Source organism: Acidobacteriota bacterium, assembly GCA_009861545.1.
In the GTDB taxonomy this organism is placed as follows: domain Bacteria; phylum Acidobacteriota; class Vicinamibacteria; order Vicinamibacterales; family UBA8438; genus WTFV01.
Window position 1 is genome coordinate 1 of the sequence record VXME01000107.1, and the last position, 14824, is coordinate 14824.

15 protein-coding genes are annotated in these 14824 nt (G+C 68.8%); 3 read left to right on the top strand and 12 right to left on the bottom strand.

Annotated elements, in window-relative coordinates; all coding sequences use genetic code 11:
- Positions 1-472 precede the first annotated feature (472 nt).
- The 3 genes from F4X11_17385 to F4X11_17395 all read right to left on the bottom strand — a co-directional run bounded on the left by F4X11_17385 (position 473) and on the right by F4X11_17395 (position 2524).
- Positions 473-1288 (bottom strand): nucleotidyl transferase AbiEii/AbiGii toxin family protein, encoded by an 816-nt coding sequence (locus F4X11_17385; protein ID MYN66777.1) that lies wholly within the window; start codon positions 1286-1288, stop codon positions 473-475.
- On the bottom strand, positions 1285-2001 hold the full coding sequence (locus F4X11_17390) for a hypothetical protein (GenBank protein MYN66778.1): 717 nt from the start codon (positions 1999-2001) through the stop codon (positions 1285-1287). Before F4X11_17390 ends, F4X11_17385 begins: the two co-directional genes overlap by 4 nt.
- Before the next feature lie 193 nt (positions 2002-2194).
- Entirely contained in the window at positions 2195-2524 is a 330-nt protein-coding gene (locus F4X11_17395) for a (2Fe-2S) ferredoxin domain-containing protein (GenBank protein ID MYN66779.1), read from the bottom strand.
- A 188-nt stretch (positions 2525-2712) separates the two neighbouring features.
- Here F4X11_17395 and F4X11_17400 point away from each other — a divergent pair, with 188 nt between their 5' ends.
- Entirely contained in the window at positions 2713-4245 is a 1533-nt protein-coding gene (locus F4X11_17400; GenBank protein MYN66780.1) for an AbgT family transporter, read from the top strand.
- Between the two features lie 23 nt (positions 4246-4268).
- Here the strand turns inward: F4X11_17400 and F4X11_17405 are convergent, their stop codons facing one another.
- Both F4X11_17405 and F4X11_17410 read right to left on the bottom strand, forming a co-directional pair.
- Positions 4269-6131, bottom strand: a complete 1863-nt coding sequence (locus F4X11_17405) for a CHRD domain-containing protein (GenBank protein MYN66781.1) — start codon at positions 6129-6131, stop codon at positions 4269-4271.
- A gap of 94 nt (positions 6132-6225) precedes the next feature.
- Entirely contained in the window at positions 6226-6801 is a 576-nt protein-coding gene (locus tag F4X11_17410; protein MYN66782.1) for a leucyl/phenylalanyl-tRNA--protein transferase, read from the bottom strand.
- A 4-nt stretch (positions 6802-6805) separates the two neighbouring features.
- Here F4X11_17410 and apaG point away from each other — a divergent pair, with 4 nt between their 5' ends.
- Positions 6806-7243: a Co2+/Mg2+ efflux protein ApaG gene (gene apaG / locus F4X11_17415; protein MYN66783.1), complete on the top strand. Its 438-nt coding sequence runs from the start codon at positions 6806-6808 to the stop codon at positions 7241-7243.
- Here the strand turns inward: apaG and F4X11_17420 are convergent.
- Positions 7240-8001 (bottom strand): LamB/YcsF family protein, encoded by a 762-nt coding sequence (locus F4X11_17420; GenBank protein ID MYN66784.1) that lies wholly within the window; start codon positions 7999-8001, stop codon positions 7240-7242. The genes apaG and F4X11_17420 overlap by 4 nt on opposite strands.
- 65 nt (positions 8002-8066) lie before the next feature.
- On the opposite strand from F4X11_17420, the gene F4X11_17425 reads away from it, so the two are divergent.
- Positions 8067-10787 (top strand): hypothetical protein, encoded by a 2721-nt coding sequence (locus F4X11_17425; protein ID MYN66785.1) that lies wholly within the window; start codon positions 8067-8069, stop codon positions 10785-10787.
- Positions 10788-10797: 10 nt separating this feature from the next.
- On the opposite strand, the gene F4X11_17430 is transcribed toward F4X11_17425, so the two are convergent.
- From F4X11_17430 to F4X11_17455, 6 genes are all read right to left on the bottom strand, one after another.
- A complete protein-coding gene (locus tag F4X11_17430) occupies positions 10798-12027 on the bottom strand; it encodes a hypothetical protein (GenBank protein ID MYN66786.1) in 1230 nt (409 codons plus the stop codon).
- Positions 11868-12284, bottom strand: a complete 417-nt coding sequence (locus F4X11_17435; protein MYN66787.1) for a type II toxin-antitoxin system VapC family toxin — start codon at positions 12282-12284, stop codon at positions 11868-11870. Before F4X11_17435 ends, F4X11_17430 begins: the two co-directional genes overlap by 160 nt.
- A complete protein-coding gene (locus F4X11_17440; protein MYN66788.1) occupies positions 12262-12483 on the bottom strand; it encodes a hypothetical protein in 222 nt (73 codons plus the stop codon). The genes F4X11_17435 and F4X11_17440 overlap by 23 nt, the downstream gene beginning before the upstream one ends.
- Positions 12484-12545: 62 nt before the next feature.
- A complete protein-coding gene (locus tag F4X11_17445; protein ID MYN66789.1) occupies positions 12546-14354 on the bottom strand; it encodes a UbiD family decarboxylase in 1809 nt (602 codons plus the stop codon).
- 21 nt (positions 14355-14375) lie between these two features.
- Positions 14376-14555 (bottom strand): hypothetical protein, encoded by a 180-nt coding sequence (locus F4X11_17450; GenBank protein MYN66790.1) that lies wholly within the window; start codon positions 14553-14555, stop codon positions 14376-14378.
- Positions 14556-14595: 40 nt separating this feature from the next.
- Positions 14596-14820 carry a hypothetical protein gene (locus tag F4X11_17455; GenBank protein MYN66791.1) on the bottom strand — a complete coding sequence of 75 codons (225 nt, stop codon included), beginning with the start codon at positions 14818-14820 and terminating at the stop codon, positions 14596-14598.
- Positions 14821-14824 lie beyond the last annotated feature (4 nt).

Here is a 14824-nt window from a genome sequence, read left to right on the forward strand (position 1 = left end):
TATGCGGCGCAGCAGGCCCACGCCCTTCTTCTATCGGCACCGCGCATCAAGACCTTTACCCCCAACACGCGGATTTTTGCCCGGACCCGCTAAACGAAGACGGTCCAACTACGACTCTTTCAATGCGGGGTTCAGGCTGCTCCACCGCTGAAGGACACCGGCAACGACCTCATTGCGATCAGGGGATCAGTTTTCAAGGCCGTCCAGGTCAAGACGACGACTCAGGATCGCTTCGACCTTCGCGAGCTGCCTGATCTCTATCACCTCCTGGCGCTGGTTGCGCTAGACGGAGAGATCCGCGATGCGAATCTTCATGAGACGAAGGTGTTTCTTCTCTCGCGTCAAGATGTCCTTTCATTCGAAGTCAATAGCCTCCGCGTCGCGCAGCTCGCCGGATGCGAATTGAGCCCCGATCGAGTTGCTCATCTGTTTCAATCGGGTACGCGAAGGAGGCCATAGACAGATAGAGGGCTCATTCCTCTCCGTTTCGAGGCTCACCCGGGAGCAGCGCGCCGAGACGTTCCAGGACAGCCTTGGCGCCCTCCTCGATGTCCCAGCGATAGCCGTGCGAAAGCAGGGGGCCGATGTCGGCAGCAAACCGCGGGTCCGACAGCTTGGCGACGAGATCCTGCTCGAAGAGCGCGCGGGTCACGTGGTGATGCCCGTGGTCCATGTACTGTTGGAACGCGGCGATGATTCGCCGGGGGTCCGTTCTCTCGTCCTCAAGTGCCGTCGCCAAGTCGAAGAGGTCCCGGCCCTTCCTCCGCTGGTGGAGCGCGCGGAGCTTGGTGCCGAGCAGCTCGTCCAATTCGTACGTGACGACGTCGGTGCGGCCCGCAAACCATCGTGACTCCACCACGAATGGGACTCTGGCAAACTCGAACGCGGAGAAGTGCTCGCGCGAGTTGATTTCTATCTTCAGTCGCAGAGGGAGCGGTGGTGCACCCTCCGAATCGAAGCGATACACGAAAGTCACTCGCCCCTCGGTCTGCTTCCACCTGGGCACGCCCAGCCACGGATTCAGCACCTCGCGCAGGGCATCCATCAACAGCCCGGCCGGACCGGCCTCGATCTGTACCAGGTCGATATCTTCGGAATAGCGCGCCGGGGGCTGGCGATAGAGCTTATAGATCGCCGTGCCGCCGCGCATCGCGAGCCCTTCCGCCAAGAACGGATGCGAGAAGATCTCGACCAGCGCTCGGCTCAAGACCAGGTCCTGCTCAACCTGAGCATCCTGCGCCCAGGGCGCGTGTGTGCGCCAAGCTGTGATGTAGTCGCGGGGAATCACCAGTCGGGCTCGACGTCAACGTTGATCCGCAGCCGCCAGTCATCGGAACGCGGTGCGTGCTCGTGACCGACAGCCGGAAGGAGCGTGGCGATTTGTCGTGCGTTCCGCTGGACATGAACCTTCAGCGGGGTCGCCCTTTCCGCGGCGCCGAGCAATTCGAGGAGATAGCCGAGCCGCTGGGCCCACGGCACAGGCGCCGTCTGCGCCGCAGCCAGCAGCCGCTCGGGATCGAGGTGTTCCGCGAGCTCGGAGAGCACGGTCGCCACGTTATCCAGCCCCCCGGCGCGTCGCTCGTAGCCCACGAGATCGACCGCCGTCCCCTCCGGGCTCGAAGCCAGGATGGTCCCGCGCGGCGTGTTGAATCGCTGCAGCGGCACGGCGGAGATGCGTTGGCGGGCGATGAACGACGCCCGGACAGACCCGCAAGAGATCGGTCGGCGGTTGCTGGCGACCGCTACCTGGAACTCCTGGGGCCGATGATGCGCGGCGCCATGGTACTGCGCGGCTGACAGCAGCGCCGCGTAGTAACGGAGCTTCCGATACTCCAGCAACGCCGGAATGAACTGGTCGGCCGGCAGACAGCCCAGACTCCGGTACTCGGGCGGCACGATGACGTAGAATCCGCGGGCGGGGCTCGCGACCTTCCCTTGTTTGATCAGTCGCCCCAGGGCAAGCTTCGACGCGGCGCCGGACACGCCGAGCGCGGACCGCATCTCTTCCGCGGTGAAGTGGTAGCGACCGGCCGCAGCAAGATCGTCGACGACAGTCCTGGCTCTGGGTTTCGGTCGGCCTGTTTCCACAATCACAAAGTATCATTTTTCGATGCTTTCCGCACGCAGGCGCTCTCTATCGGCGTGCCGCTCGACGAAATGCGGAGCGTCCCCCGCGCATGGAGACCGGCTCGTTTCAGGTCAAACGCGCAAGCGGGTTCTGCTCGATGACGTAGTCGTCCACCGGGCGCCCGTGGACCACGTGCTCCTGGATGATCCGGTCGAGCACGTCGGGATCGCAGCTCCTGTACCAGGTGCCTTCGGGATAGACGACGGCAATCGGCCCGCCCTCGCAGACGCGCAGGCAGTTGGCCTTGGTCCTGAGCACGCCGCCCCGCTCCGAGAGGCCGAGCTCCTTGAGGCGGCGCTTCAGGAAGGCCCACGCGGCAAGGCTCCGCTCCTTGTCGCAGCACTTCGGGACGGTCTGATCGCAGCAGAGAAAGATGTGCCGGCGGGCGACGTCCACGCCGACCGCGGCGGCGACCCGGCGCTGGCTGTCGAGGCTGCCCGGCTCGGCCGTGGACTGGCGGCCGGCAGGGCTCGACGGGCGGGAAGGCTCCAAGTTGCCGTAGGATAGCACGCAGGGTACGGCCGTCCCGCGCCGCTTCGGCGTCGCTCCAGCGGCCACGACTGCGCGACGTCGAGACCGGAACCATGGCAACACGCTTCCGCCTGTCGGCGCTGAACAACTGGACGTCGATCTTCCTGGCCGCGGTCGAGCGCGGCGGCAACGCCCTGCCGCACCCGGGCACGCTGTTCGCCATCCTGGCCGGGGTAATCGTCGTCGTCTCGGGAATCGCGGCGCGTACCGGCCTCGAAGCGGTCCACCCGGGTACGGGCGAGACCATCCAGCCGATCAGCCTGCTCAACGTCGCCGGCCTGCACCGCATCCTGATCGAGATGGTGACGAACTTCACCAGCTTCGCGCCGCTCGGCACGGTGCTGGTCTCGATGCTCGGCATCGGCGTGATGGAGGCCAGCGGCCTGATCGGCGCGACCCTGCGCCTGCTCGTCCTCTCGGCGCCGAAGCGGCTGCTGACGTTCGTGATCGTCCTCTCCGGGGTGCTCTCCAATACCGCCAGCGAAATCGGCTACGTGCTGCTGGTGCCGCTCGGCGGCATCATCTTCCTCGGCGCGGGACGCCACCCGATCGCAGGACTGGCCGCGGCGTTCGCCGGTGTCTCCGGCGGCTACAGCGCCAACCTGCTGCTCGGCACCATCGATCCGCTGCTCGCCGGCCTGTCGGAGGAAGCGGCCCAGATCGTCCAGCCGGGGTACGTCGTCAACCCCGCCGCCAACTACTTCTTCATGGTGGTGTCGACGTTCGTCGTCTCCGCCGCCGGCACTTGGGTGACCGAACGCATCGTCATCCCGCGTCTGGGCGAATACAAGGGCGAGGAGCGCTCGACCGCCATCGACGAGCTGTCGGATCAGGAGCGGCGGGGCCTGCGCTTCGCCGGCGTCGCCATGGCGGTGTTCGGCGCCTTCCTGCTGTGGGGGACGGTTCCCGCCGACGGCTTCCTGCGCAACCCGGAGACCGGCGACCTCCTGCGCTCCCCGTTTCTCTCCGGCATCGTCGCGTTCATCTTCCTCGGCGGCACGTGGGTCGGCATCGCCTACGGCGTCGGCGCGGGCCGGTTCAAGAGCGACACCGACGTGATGAACGGCATGGGGAAGACGATCGGCACGCTGGGCACGTACCTGGTGCTCGTCTTCTTCGCGGCGCAGTTCGTCGCCTACTTCAACTGGACGAACCTGGGCCTGATCATGGCCGTCAAGGGCGCGGAGACGCTGCGCGCCTCGGGTCTCGGGGGCGTGCCGCTGATGCTCAGCTTCGTCCTGCTGTCGTCGATTCTCAACCTGCTGATGGGCAGCGCGTCGGCGAAGTGGGCGGTCATGGCCCCGGTCTTCGTCCCGATGTTCATGCTGCTCGGCTACTCGCCGGAGCTGACCCAGGCGGCCTACCGCATCGGCGACTCGACGTCGAACGTCATCGCCCCGATGATGTCCTACTTCGCGCTCATCGTCGCCTTCTTCGAGCGCTACGACAAGACCTCCGGCATCGGCACCGTGGTCGCGACGATGCTGCCCTACACGGTGGTCTTCCTCGCCTGCTGGTCGGTGATGTTGGTGATCTGGATGCTGCTCGGCCTGCCGGTCGGACCCGGCGCCGGGCTGTACCTGTAGCCGCGCCGGACGCGCCACCGCGTCTATTCCGGCAGCGCGAGATCGATGCGCACCGCGCCGGCGAGATTCGCCGTCGTGTGCACGGCCACGTAGAGCCGGCCCTCCCGCAACGCGTGCATCTCCGGGCCGGTGAGATCGAGGCTCCCGGCGGCGCTGACGCCGCGGCGCGACAGGTACCGCAGCACCGGACCATTCTCTGCATCCGCGTCCGGACCACGGCGGTGGAGCGCGACCAGCAGCACCTGGTCGGCGATGGCTTCCGTCCCGCGGATCTGGTAGCGCACGGTGCGCGTGGCGGGGCTGAGCACGAAGCTGGCGTCGACCTGCAGCCCCGGATCCGCCTGCACCGCGGCCGCCAGCGGCACGGGAGCGGGGGGCGAAACGAGGCTCGGCGTGAAGTCGGGCGCGCGCCGGTGGCCGGTACCCTGTTCGTAGGCGAACGCCAGCTCGATCAGCCGCGGCTCCGCCCACGCCCGGCCGAGCAGCTCCACCCCGACCGGCATGTCGTCGTCGGCGAAGCCGCCCGGCACGGTGATCGCCGGAAGACCCGACGTGGCGCTCAAGGCGCAGTTGCTCCCCGGCTGCGGCTGGCCGATGGGGCGCGCGGTGCGCCGGATGGTCGGGTAGATCAGCGCGTCGAGCTCCCGCTCGTCGAGCAGCGCGGTGACGGCGGCACGATTCTCGTCCCGCTTGGCGAGGCTCGCGCGATAGTCCTCGGTGTCGAGCTCTTCCACCTCGAGCGAGCGGGCGAGGCCGCCTTCGAGAATGTCGTGGTAGAGGCCGGCCGAGACGAAGTCGGCCAGCGAGCGCACGTGGGCGGCAGGAGTCGCCTCGAGATAGGCATCGAGATGGAAGGGGAACTCCTGCCCGATGACCGACGCATCCTGGGTGAGCTCGGACGGATCGAACTCGTCGAGCTCGATCACCGTCGCGCCCAACCGCTCCATGTCCTCGGCCGCACGCTCGATGACCTCGCGCACCGGCCGTCCCGCGTCCCCCTCGTCGAACATGGCGGGCACCAGGCCGAGCCGGGCCCCGGCGAGCCCGCCCGCGTTCAACGCGGCAGTGTACGTGGCGGGCACGTTGCCCTCGCTCAACCGCGTCGTCTCATCGGCCGGATCGAACCCCACCGTCGCGTCGAGCGCGTAGGCGAGATCTCGCACCGACCGCGTCAGCGGGCCGCCGAAGTCCTGGGTCAGCGACAGCGGCACGATGCCGTCGCCGCTCGCCAGGCCGCGCGTCCCCCGCAGTCCGACCAGCGCATGGTGCGCGGAGGGGATGCGGATGGAGCCGCAGGTGTCGCTGCCCATCCCGAAGGCGCCGAAGCTGGCGCCCACGGCAGCCCCCGTGCCGCCGCTCGATCCACCCGGATTGCGCGTCGGATCGTACGGATTGCGCGTCTGCCCCCCGAACGACGCCACGGTCGTGATGCCGCGGGCCAGCTCGTGCATGTTGGTCTTGCCGAGGACGACGGCGCCGGCCTCGCGCAGCCGCCGCACCTGCGTGGAGTCGTCGGGCGGCACCGAGGTGGCCAGCCCCAACGTGCCGGCGGTGGTCGGCATGTCCGCGGTGTCGTAGTTGTCCTTGATCACCACCGGGATGCCGTGCAGCGGGCCCCGCACGTTGCCCGCCGCGCGCTCGGCATCGCGCTCGGCGGCGACCTCCGCGGCGCGCGGGTTGACGGCGATCATCGCGTTGAGCACCGGACCCCGCTGGTCGAAGGCCTCGATCCGGTCCAGGTAGGCCCCGACCAGCTCGACCGCCGTGACCGTACCGTCGGCCATCGCGGCGCCCAACTCGCTGACCGACTTCTCGGCGACGTCGTAACCCGACCGTGCGGCATCGGGCGGCGCGCCGCAACCGATCATCAGTCCGAACGTGATCACCGGAACCGCCCCTGCTCGCGTTGCGTGCTGTAACACCGTCAACCTCCAGATCCACGTGGCCGCGTCACCGTCGAACGAAATCGCCGCATCGCCGTCAGACGAACCGGCAGTCCTGCCGCATGGCGTCGGCCAGCAGCGCCCGATAGCGCGTCCGGTGCACCGCAACCGCCCCCAGGCTGGCCAGATGGGGGGTCACCCACTGGATGTCGAGCAGCGTGTACCCGCGCGCCCGCAACCGCTCCACCAGCCACGCCAGGGCGACCTTCGATGCATCGGTCACCCGGTGGAACATCGACTCGCCGAAGAACGCCCCGCGCAACGTCACGCCGTAGAGCCCCCCGACCAGCTCGCCCTCCCGCCAGGTCTCGACCGAGTGGGCGAAACCGGCGCGGTGCAGCGCGGCGTAGCTCTCGGCGATCTCCGCGTCGATCCAGGTCCCGTCCGCATCCGGCCGCGAGGCGCACGCGGCGACCACGCCTTCGAACGTCCGGTCGACGGCGACCTCGAACCGACCCTGCTTCAGCACTCTTCTGAGCCGTCTCGACGCGTGGAAGCCATCGAGCGGAATGATGCCGCGTTCCCGGGGCGAAAACCAGCGGATTTCACCGTCGATCGCCATCGGGAAGAAGCCTTTGCGATACGCCGCGAGGAGCATGCCGGAGGGGATCATCGAAATGTCGTGTATATATTGTTGCGTGCCGACCGACCAGACTTCACCCGGCGTTTTCACCTCGGAAGCAACCACCGACGGCGTCCGTGTCCGGGTTCGGGCGCGGTATGCGCCCGACCAGTCCGAGCCGCTGCATCAGCGGTGGATGTTTCTATACACCATCACGATCTCCAACGAGGGCGCCGAGACCGTCCAGTTGATCAGCCGTCACTGGGTCATCACCGACGCGTCCGACCAGGTCCAGGAGGTCAAGGGGCTCGGTGTCGTGGGACGCCAGCCGACGCTCGCCCCCGGCGAGTCGTTCGAGTACACCTCGGGCTGCCCGCTCGGAACGCCGTTCGGCTCCATGGAGGGGACGTACCAGATGGTCACCTCCGGCGGGCGCCGCTTCGACGCCGAGATAGCCGCGTTCGCGCTGTCCGGGCCGTATACGTTGCACTAGCGCGACCGCATCGGCTCGACCGCGACGCCCACGGCTTCCAGCCCCCGACGCAGCGTCATCGCGAGCTCGGCGGCCCCGGGCGTGTCGCTGTGGACGCAAATCGTCTCGCCGGCCAGCTCCAGCACCGTGCCGTCGATGGCTTCGACACTCCCGTCGCGCGCCATCCGCACGGCGCGCTCTATCATCCGCTGAGGTTCGTGAATCACCGCGCCGGGCCGCTGGCGCGAGACGAGCGCGCCGTCCGCTTCGAACGCCCGGTCGGCGAACACCTCGGCCACCACGTCGAGGCCGGCGTCTCTCCCGGCGTCGGCCATCCCCGAGCCGGACAGCACGACCAGCGGCAGCGCCGGATCGAACGCCGCGACGGCCCGTGCGATCGCATCCGCGACGCGGCGATCGCGCACCGCCATGTTGTAGAGCGCCCCGTGCGGCTTGACGTGGCTGAGCCGGATGCCCTCGGCGCCGGCTACGGCCGCCAGCGCCCCGACCTGCGCGAGCACCAGGTTCTCGATCCCGTCCGACGTCAACTCGATCTCACGCCGCCCGAAACCCTCCCGGTCGGCGAACCCGGGATGGGCTCCCACGCACACGCCGGCGTCGCGGGCCGAGCGGACCGTCGCCCGCATCGTGTCCGGATCCCCGGCGTGGGCGCCGCAGGCGACGTTGACCGAGGTGACGTACTCCATCATCCGCCGGTCGTGCTCGATCGCGCCGGGGCCGGTCGCTTCGCCGAGGTCGCAGTTCAAATCGATCCGCATCGGTCCCTCCGCTCTCGGCGCCACGCGGCGTAGCACCGCAGGCTCCTGGGCAATAATGCACCATCATGAAATGGTTCGCCGCGACGGCACTTGCGCTCACCCTGCTCGCTCCACCGGCAACCGCCCAGCCCGGCACCGGCCAGGCGATGGACGCCGACTTCGCGGCCCGGGTCGAGGAGTGGACGACGCGGCCCGAGTTCCTCAGCCCGCTGGTCGACCACCTGCCGGTCAGCGATCGCGTTCCATCACCGAAGGACGTCATCGGCCACCACGCCGGGGCGCCGCGCGAGCTCACCTACTACGCGGAGATGCTGGAGTACTACCGGGCGCTGGCCGCCGCCTCGCCGCGCGTCTCGGTCAGCCCGATCGGCCGCACCGACGAGGACCGCGAGATGGTCGTCGTCACCATCGCGAACGAGGCGACGCTCGCCGGGATGGAGCGCTACCGCCAGGACCTCGCCCGGCTCGCAGATCCGCGGGAAATCGGCGAAGCGGAAGCACAGGACGTCATCGCGCGCGCCAAGCCCATCTACGTCCTCATGGCCGGACTCCACAGCGGGGAGACGGGACCACCGGAGATGCTGATGGAGCTCGCCTACCGGCTCGCGGTCGAGGAAGGACCGCTCTTCGACCGCATCCGCGACGAGTTGATCGTGGCCCTGATCCCGGCCGCGGACCCCGACGGCCGCGACCGCTACGTCGACTGGTACTACCGGCACCTGATCGACATCACCGACGACCGCGACCGGATCGGCGGCCCGCCGTACTGGGGGAAGTACATCTTTCACGACAACAACCGCGACATCAACTACTCGCAGCGGAGCATGCGGAACGTGCTCGACTGGTACCTGAAGTGGCATCCGCCGGTGATGCACGACCTGCACGAGTCGATACCCTTCCTCTACACCTTCAGCGGGCAGGCGCCGCAGAATCCGTTGCTCGACCCCATCGTCTACGGCGAGTTGCCGTGGTTCGCCAACTTCGAGATGGCGCAGTTGACCAGCTACGGCATGCCGGGCGTGTGGACCCACGGCTTCGTCGACATGTGGTCGCCGGGCTATCTCGCATTCATGGCCTCGAACCACAACGGGCTGATCCGGTTCTACGAGACGTTCGGCAACGGCGGCGCCACGACCATGAAGCGCCACCTGAAGACCGAGGACAACACGCCCGAGCAGGCGCGCACGAGCCGCGAGTGGTACCGGCCTTCGCCTCCCTACGAGGAGGTCGAGTGGTCGATGCGGAACAACACGAACTACAGCCAGACCGCCGCCCTCACCGCGCTGCAGCTCGCGGCGTCGAACCCCGAGGTCCTTCTCCGGAACTTCTACCGCAAGTCGAGGAACGCGGTGGAGGACGGCGAGCGCAACCCGCCGCACGGCTTCGTCATTCCGGGCGGTCAGCGCGACATCACGCGGGTAGCGACGCTCGTCGACCTGCTGCGCATCCAGGGCGTCGAGGTCGGCCGCGCGGATCGCGCCCTGACGTTCGGCGACGAGAGCTACCCCGCCGGGTCCTACGTCATCAAGGGCGGCCAGCCGTACTTCCGTCTCGCGAAGATCCTCCTCGGCAACCAGGAATTCCCCGACGACGGTCTCCGGACCTACGACGACACCGGCTGGACGATGGGGCTGATGCACCGGGTCGACGTGGTCGCCGTCGACGACCCGGCGGTGCTGGACGCGCCGGTCGAGCCGATCGACGAGGCGCGGGTCACGGGAACGATAGCCGGGGACGATGAGGCCCGCTTCGGTTACGCCGTCGCGCATACCGGCTCGAACCACCTGACGACGCTGCGCTACCGGCTCGGCGATACGTCGGTCGAGACCGCCGAGGAGGACTTCGAGGCGGGCGGCGTGGAATTCCCGCCCGGATCCTTCATCGTCGAGGCCCCGGCCGGCAGCGACCGCGCCGGGCGGCTGCGGAGCTGGATCGTCGAGCTCGGCCTGACCGCGGCCGGGCTCGACGAACGTCCGGACACGGCGACGCATCCGGTCGACCTGCCCCGGCTAGCGATCTACAGCACCTGGGGCAACACGCAGGAGGTGGGCTGGGTCCGCCACGCGTTCGACGAGTTCGAGATTCCGTTCGATCTGATCTTCAAGGAGCGCGTCCGGGAAGGCGACCTGCGGGCGGACTACGACGTCATCCTGATCCCCAACCAGGGCCGCACCGCCAAGGGCCTGGTGTTCGATATCGAGCCCCGCGGCGGACCGCGGGCCTACACCAGGACGGACCGCTATCGGTTCCTGGGCGACTACGGCTCGTCCGAGGACATCACCGGCGGCATGGGAATCGAGGGCGTCCTCGAGTTGCAGCGGTTCGTCGGCGGCGGCGGACTGCTGGTGACGCTGGGTGCCGCGAGTTATGTCCCGCCCGAATACGGGCTCACCCGCGAGATTGACGCCCGACGTCCCGGCACGGGCTTCTATGCCCCCGGCCCACTGGTTGAAGCGGAGATCAAGACCCCCGGACACCCGATCTTCTACGGCTACGAGGCGAGCAAGACGCCGGTGCGCTACGCCAACGGGCCGCTACTCGACGTGCCGCGCCGTTTCCGCGACGAATGGGTGGTGATGTCGTTCACCGACGAGGTCCTGAGCGGCCACCTGCGCGGCGCCGATCGGATCGACGGCCGGCCCGCCGTCGTCGACGTGCCGCGCGGCGACGGCCGCGTCGTGCTCTTCGCCACCAATCCGTGCTACCGATGGCAGAACCACGGCGAGTTCGGCATGCTGTTCAACACGATCCTGCACTACAACGATCTGGACAGCCGGCCAGACTGATGCCCGTCTTCTACGGCCTGGCTTCGTCCTGCCGCGCGTTCGTGAGAGCGATCTCCCGCTCCGCCTCCGCGATCGCACCCTCCAGCCAGACGAGCCATTCGTAGCCGTACTCGTCCATGTACCAGGTGGAGACCCGGCCGGCCGCCATGACGAACGCCCGGCGCTCGGCCGCCGACGGCACGTGCACGCGACCGCCCGCCGCCTCGAACGCCGCAATCGCCTCGGCCGTGCGCTCCCGCGTCCGCGCCAGCGACAAGCGCGCCAGCTCGTCGAAGCCGGCACGCAACAACTGCTGCAGATCCGACGGCAACCCCTGATGGGCCTCCTCGTTCATCAACCACAATCCCGCGCGGTAGCCGTGGCGATCCTGCGTCAGATACGGCAGGTCATCCTGGAGCCCGGCCGCGACGACATCGACGACGCCGTCCGCTGTCCCGTCGATCCGTCCTGACGCGAGGTGGGCGGAAAGTGCCGGCCGCAGGACGGGTTCGGGCAAGGCTCCGATCGCCCGAGCCCAGGCGATTTCGACCGGGGAGTCGGCAGTCCGAAGCGTGAGGCCCTGCACATCGGCGGGCGTTCGGACCACCTGGGAGGCGGTTGCTATGCCGCGCCATCCGCCGGCGCTGCCGAGCGCCATCAGACGCAGTCCGGTCTCATGCAACAGCGCATCGCGCACCCGCGCGAAGAATGTTCCTCGGAACACCCACTCGACGACTTCGTCCGTCTCGAGCAGATACGGCACATCGACGACGTGCAACTCCGGCATGAGGCGGCCGATGGCGGGCACCGTCGATCGGTAGACGTCGATGGTCCCTGCCTGCAGTTCCGCGAGGCACGATGCCGGCTCGTCGCAGCAGCGGCCGCCGGCATCGATCTCGACGGCGATTCGGCTCATCGAGAGCGACTCGACCAGCGACTCGAACGCTGCCGCTTCGGCCAGGTCCACGGCTCCGGCCGGCAGCACCATCGTGAGGGTATGGACACCGTTCGAACCCGTTGCTCCATCTCCGACCTGTGCTTCGCCCGCGACGCCGGCCCCGCAGGCGACCACGGGGGTCAAGAACAACGTGACCGCGAGACCTATTCCCCTACCGGCCAATGCTGGACCTCGATCTCGGTCATCGGAAAGTGCCTCGGATTCCCAGTGGCCAGCACCGCGGCGGACGTGTGCGCCGCCGCCGCAATCAGGCAGTCGGCCTGCGACAGCGTGGTTCCGCGGGCGGCGAACCGGCGACGCCATTCGCCGGCCTTACGGCCCTCGGGTCTACCGATGGGCACGACGCGCAAGCCATCGAAGAGATCGTCCACTGCCTCGATCTCGCCCGGTCGCAACCCCCGGAAGATCTCCTCCACGTTGACGGGAGATGTACCCAGCACGTCCCCGCGTTCGACCAGCGAACCGACACGCTCGACGACCGGCCGACCACGCAGGTAATCGATGAGCACGGTCGTATCCAGCAGCAAGAGCACGGCCTCACCCCACACGCCGTGCGTCACCGGTCCGTTGCCGCTTTACCCACGCGGCCGGATCGTCGTCCCATTCGTGTCCGCCGTCGCGAAGAGCCCCGGCTGCGCGGCGAAGGCGACTGGCGCGACGATGGAGGTCGACAGCGGCGACCACCGCATCCCGCACGAACGCGCTTCGGCGCCTCGGACCAGCAATAGTGTCAATCTCGGTGACGATTGCGTCGTCCAGCTCAAGGTGCATTCGCATGTGTATACCTATAACACATATGATGGCGCGGGCTGAGGCGCCGGTCAGGTCAGCGACGCCCGCTCCGAATCGCCCATCTCGACGCCGCCGCCGGGGAAGTACTCCCGCCACCGCTCCGTCACGCGCTGCGCAATGTCCGGCCGGCAGGTCAGCTCCTTCGGATACGAGGGCTTCATGCGGGCGTCGATGACGATGGGCGGGGTGTAGGAGAGGTGATGGCGGACGACCCGCGTGGCCGCGGCGTGGATGTCCGCGGCCGGCTCGAAGCGGGTGAACGTCGTCCAGAGGAAGTTCATCACCGACGCCACCGCACGGTCCGGCTCGTCCGAGAGGACGACGAGCGGCCAGCCGCCGAACGCGGGGTGGGCCGCCAGCCGCTCGGCGGCGCCCGGCTCGTCGGTGTACGCGGGCGCTCCAACCACGAGGCAACCGGGGCAGAAAACCCGCACCGTATCGACGCCTCGCGGCAGCTCCGCCGCCCGGAACTCGGCCGGCAGCTCGCGCACCGGGGGTCCGAGGCCGAGCCAGACCCCCTTCGAACCCTTGTTCACCTCCGGCCCGGTGTAGTCGAGGGTGTCCATGGACAGGTTCGAGAACACGTAGAGATCGGTCTCCGGGCGGGTGCGCTCGAGCAAATGCACGAGGGTGCGTCGGAAATCCTTCAGGTCCACCCGTTCGTCGGTCACCAGCAGGAATTTCGTCAACGAAAGTTGCCCCTCGCCGAGGATGCGGAACGCACTGGCCATCGCCTCCCGCGCATAGCGCTGGCGCACGACGGCGGCTCCCAGCGAGTGGTACCCAGTCTCGCCGTACGACCAGAGGTCGACGACACCGGGCATGACCAGCGGAAACAGGGGCGAGAGCAGCTCCTGCAGCAGGTCGCCGATGAAGAAGTCCTCCTGCCTGGGCTTGCCGACCACCGTCGCCGGGTAGATCGCGTCCCTCCGATGCGCCATCCGGTCGACGGTGAACACCGGATAGTCGTGGGCCAGCGAGTAGTAGCCGTAGTGGTCGCCGAACGGCCCCTCCGGCCGTCGGACGCGCGGCGCGACCGATCCCATCAGCGCGAACTCGGCGCTGCCGAGCAGGCGATGCGGCCCCATCCCGCCGACCACCGGCAGCCGCCGCCCGGCGATCAGCGACGCCAGCATCAGCTCCGGCACGTTCTCCGGCAGCGGCGCGATGGCGGCCAGCATCAGCGCCGGCGGACCGCCGAGGAAGACGGTGACCGGCAACGCCTCGCCTCGCGCCTCGGCCGCCGCGTAGTGGAATCCGCCTCCCTTGCCGATCTGCCAATGCATGCCGGTCGAGCGGGCATCGTGCACCTGCAACCGGTACATGCCCAGGTTGTGCCCCGGCCGCTCCGGGTGCTCGGTGTAGACCAGCGGCAACGTGATGAAGGGGCCGCCGTCCTCGGGCCAGCAGGTGACCGCGGGCAACCGGTCGAGCCGCACGTCGCGAGTGACGATCTCGGTCAACGGCGCCCGCGCGCGGGAACGGAGGCCGATCCCGACCAGCGCCCCGGCAACGTCGCGCGCCCCCCAGAGCTTCGCCGGCGTCGGCGGCAGCAGCGTCTCGGCCAGCTCGACCAGGCGCCGGATGAGCTGCAGCGGGCGCGTCCCGAAGGCGAGCTCGGCCCGGCGCGCGGTGCCGAACAGATTGGTGACCAGCGGAAACGACGCACCGGCTACGTTCGTGAAGAGCAGCGCCGGCCCGCCGGCGGCGATGACCCGCCGGTGGATCTCGGCCGCTTCGAGGACGGGATCGACCGGCGCCTCGACGACGGCGAGGTCGCCGTCACCGCGCAGTTGGTCGATGAACGCACGCAGGTCCGGGAATCCCTGGGGACGCATGAGCACGCTGCCGACGATACCTTACCGGACACGCCGCCGGGCGTGCTCCCGGTCGGCGTGCTGCTGATCGTGGGGATCCGTGGCAGGCCGGGGCGGCTGGCCCGCATCTTCGCGCGGGCGTCCGGCATCGCCGGGCGCCTCGGTGCGCGGCCCCATGACACGGGGGTCGTCGGCGAGGTCGTCGAGCACCAGCGTGCCCATGCACCGCCGTGTGCTCGGCGCCTCGCCGGAACGTCGCGCCTCACACGCTGCGCGGGCCACCGGCAGCCTCTCCGTGAAACGTCAGCACCGGCATGCGCGGCACGGGGCACGCCCTGTGGTCGCGGTGGAACCGGAGGCGAGCCGCCATCGCCGGCGGGACGTAGTCGCGACGAGGCTCCTCGAACCACTCGACGACATCGCGGAGGTACCAGAGGCCCCAGCGCGCCACCGCCGCACCTGCGACAACGACGTACAACCACGTCATTCGA

Coding starts and splice junctions, on each gene's coding strand:
- F4X11_17390 (MYN66778.1), bottom strand. CDS start 2,001: ATGCGGTCCGCGCTCGGCGTGTCCGGCGCCGCGTCGAAGCTTGCCCTG.
- F4X11_17400 (MYN66780.1), top strand. CDS start 2,713: ATGGCAACACGCTTCCGCCTGTCGGCGCTGAACAACTGGACGTCGATC.
- F4X11_17410 (MYN66782.1), bottom strand. CDS start 6,801: ATGATCCCCTCCGGCATGCTCCTCGCGGCGTATCGCAAAGGCTTCTTC.
- apaG (MYN66783.1), top strand. CDS start 6,806: ATGTCGTGTATATATTGTTGCGTGCCGACCGACCAGACTTCACCCGGC.
- F4X11_17420 (MYN66784.1), bottom strand. CDS start 8,001: ATGCGGATCGATTTGAACTGCGACCTCGGCGAAGCGACCGGCCCCGGC.
- F4X11_17425 (MYN66785.1), top strand. CDS start 8,067: ATGAAATGGTTCGCCGCGACGGCACTTGCGCTCACCCTGCTCGCTCCA.
- F4X11_17430 (MYN66786.1), bottom strand. CDS start 12,027: ATGGCGTCGCCGGTTCGCCGCCCGCGGAACCACGCTGTCGCAGGCCGA.
- F4X11_17445 (MYN66789.1), bottom strand. CDS start 14,354: ATGCGTCCCCAGGGATTCCCGGACCTGCGTGCGTTCATCGACCAACTG.
- F4X11_17450 (MYN66790.1), bottom strand. CDS start 14,555: ATGGGCACGCTGGTGCTCGACGACCTCGCCGACGACCCCCGTGTCATG.
- F4X11_17455 (MYN66791.1), bottom strand. CDS start 14,820: ATGACGTGGTTGTACGTCGTTGTCGCAGGTGCGGCGGTGGCGCGCTGG.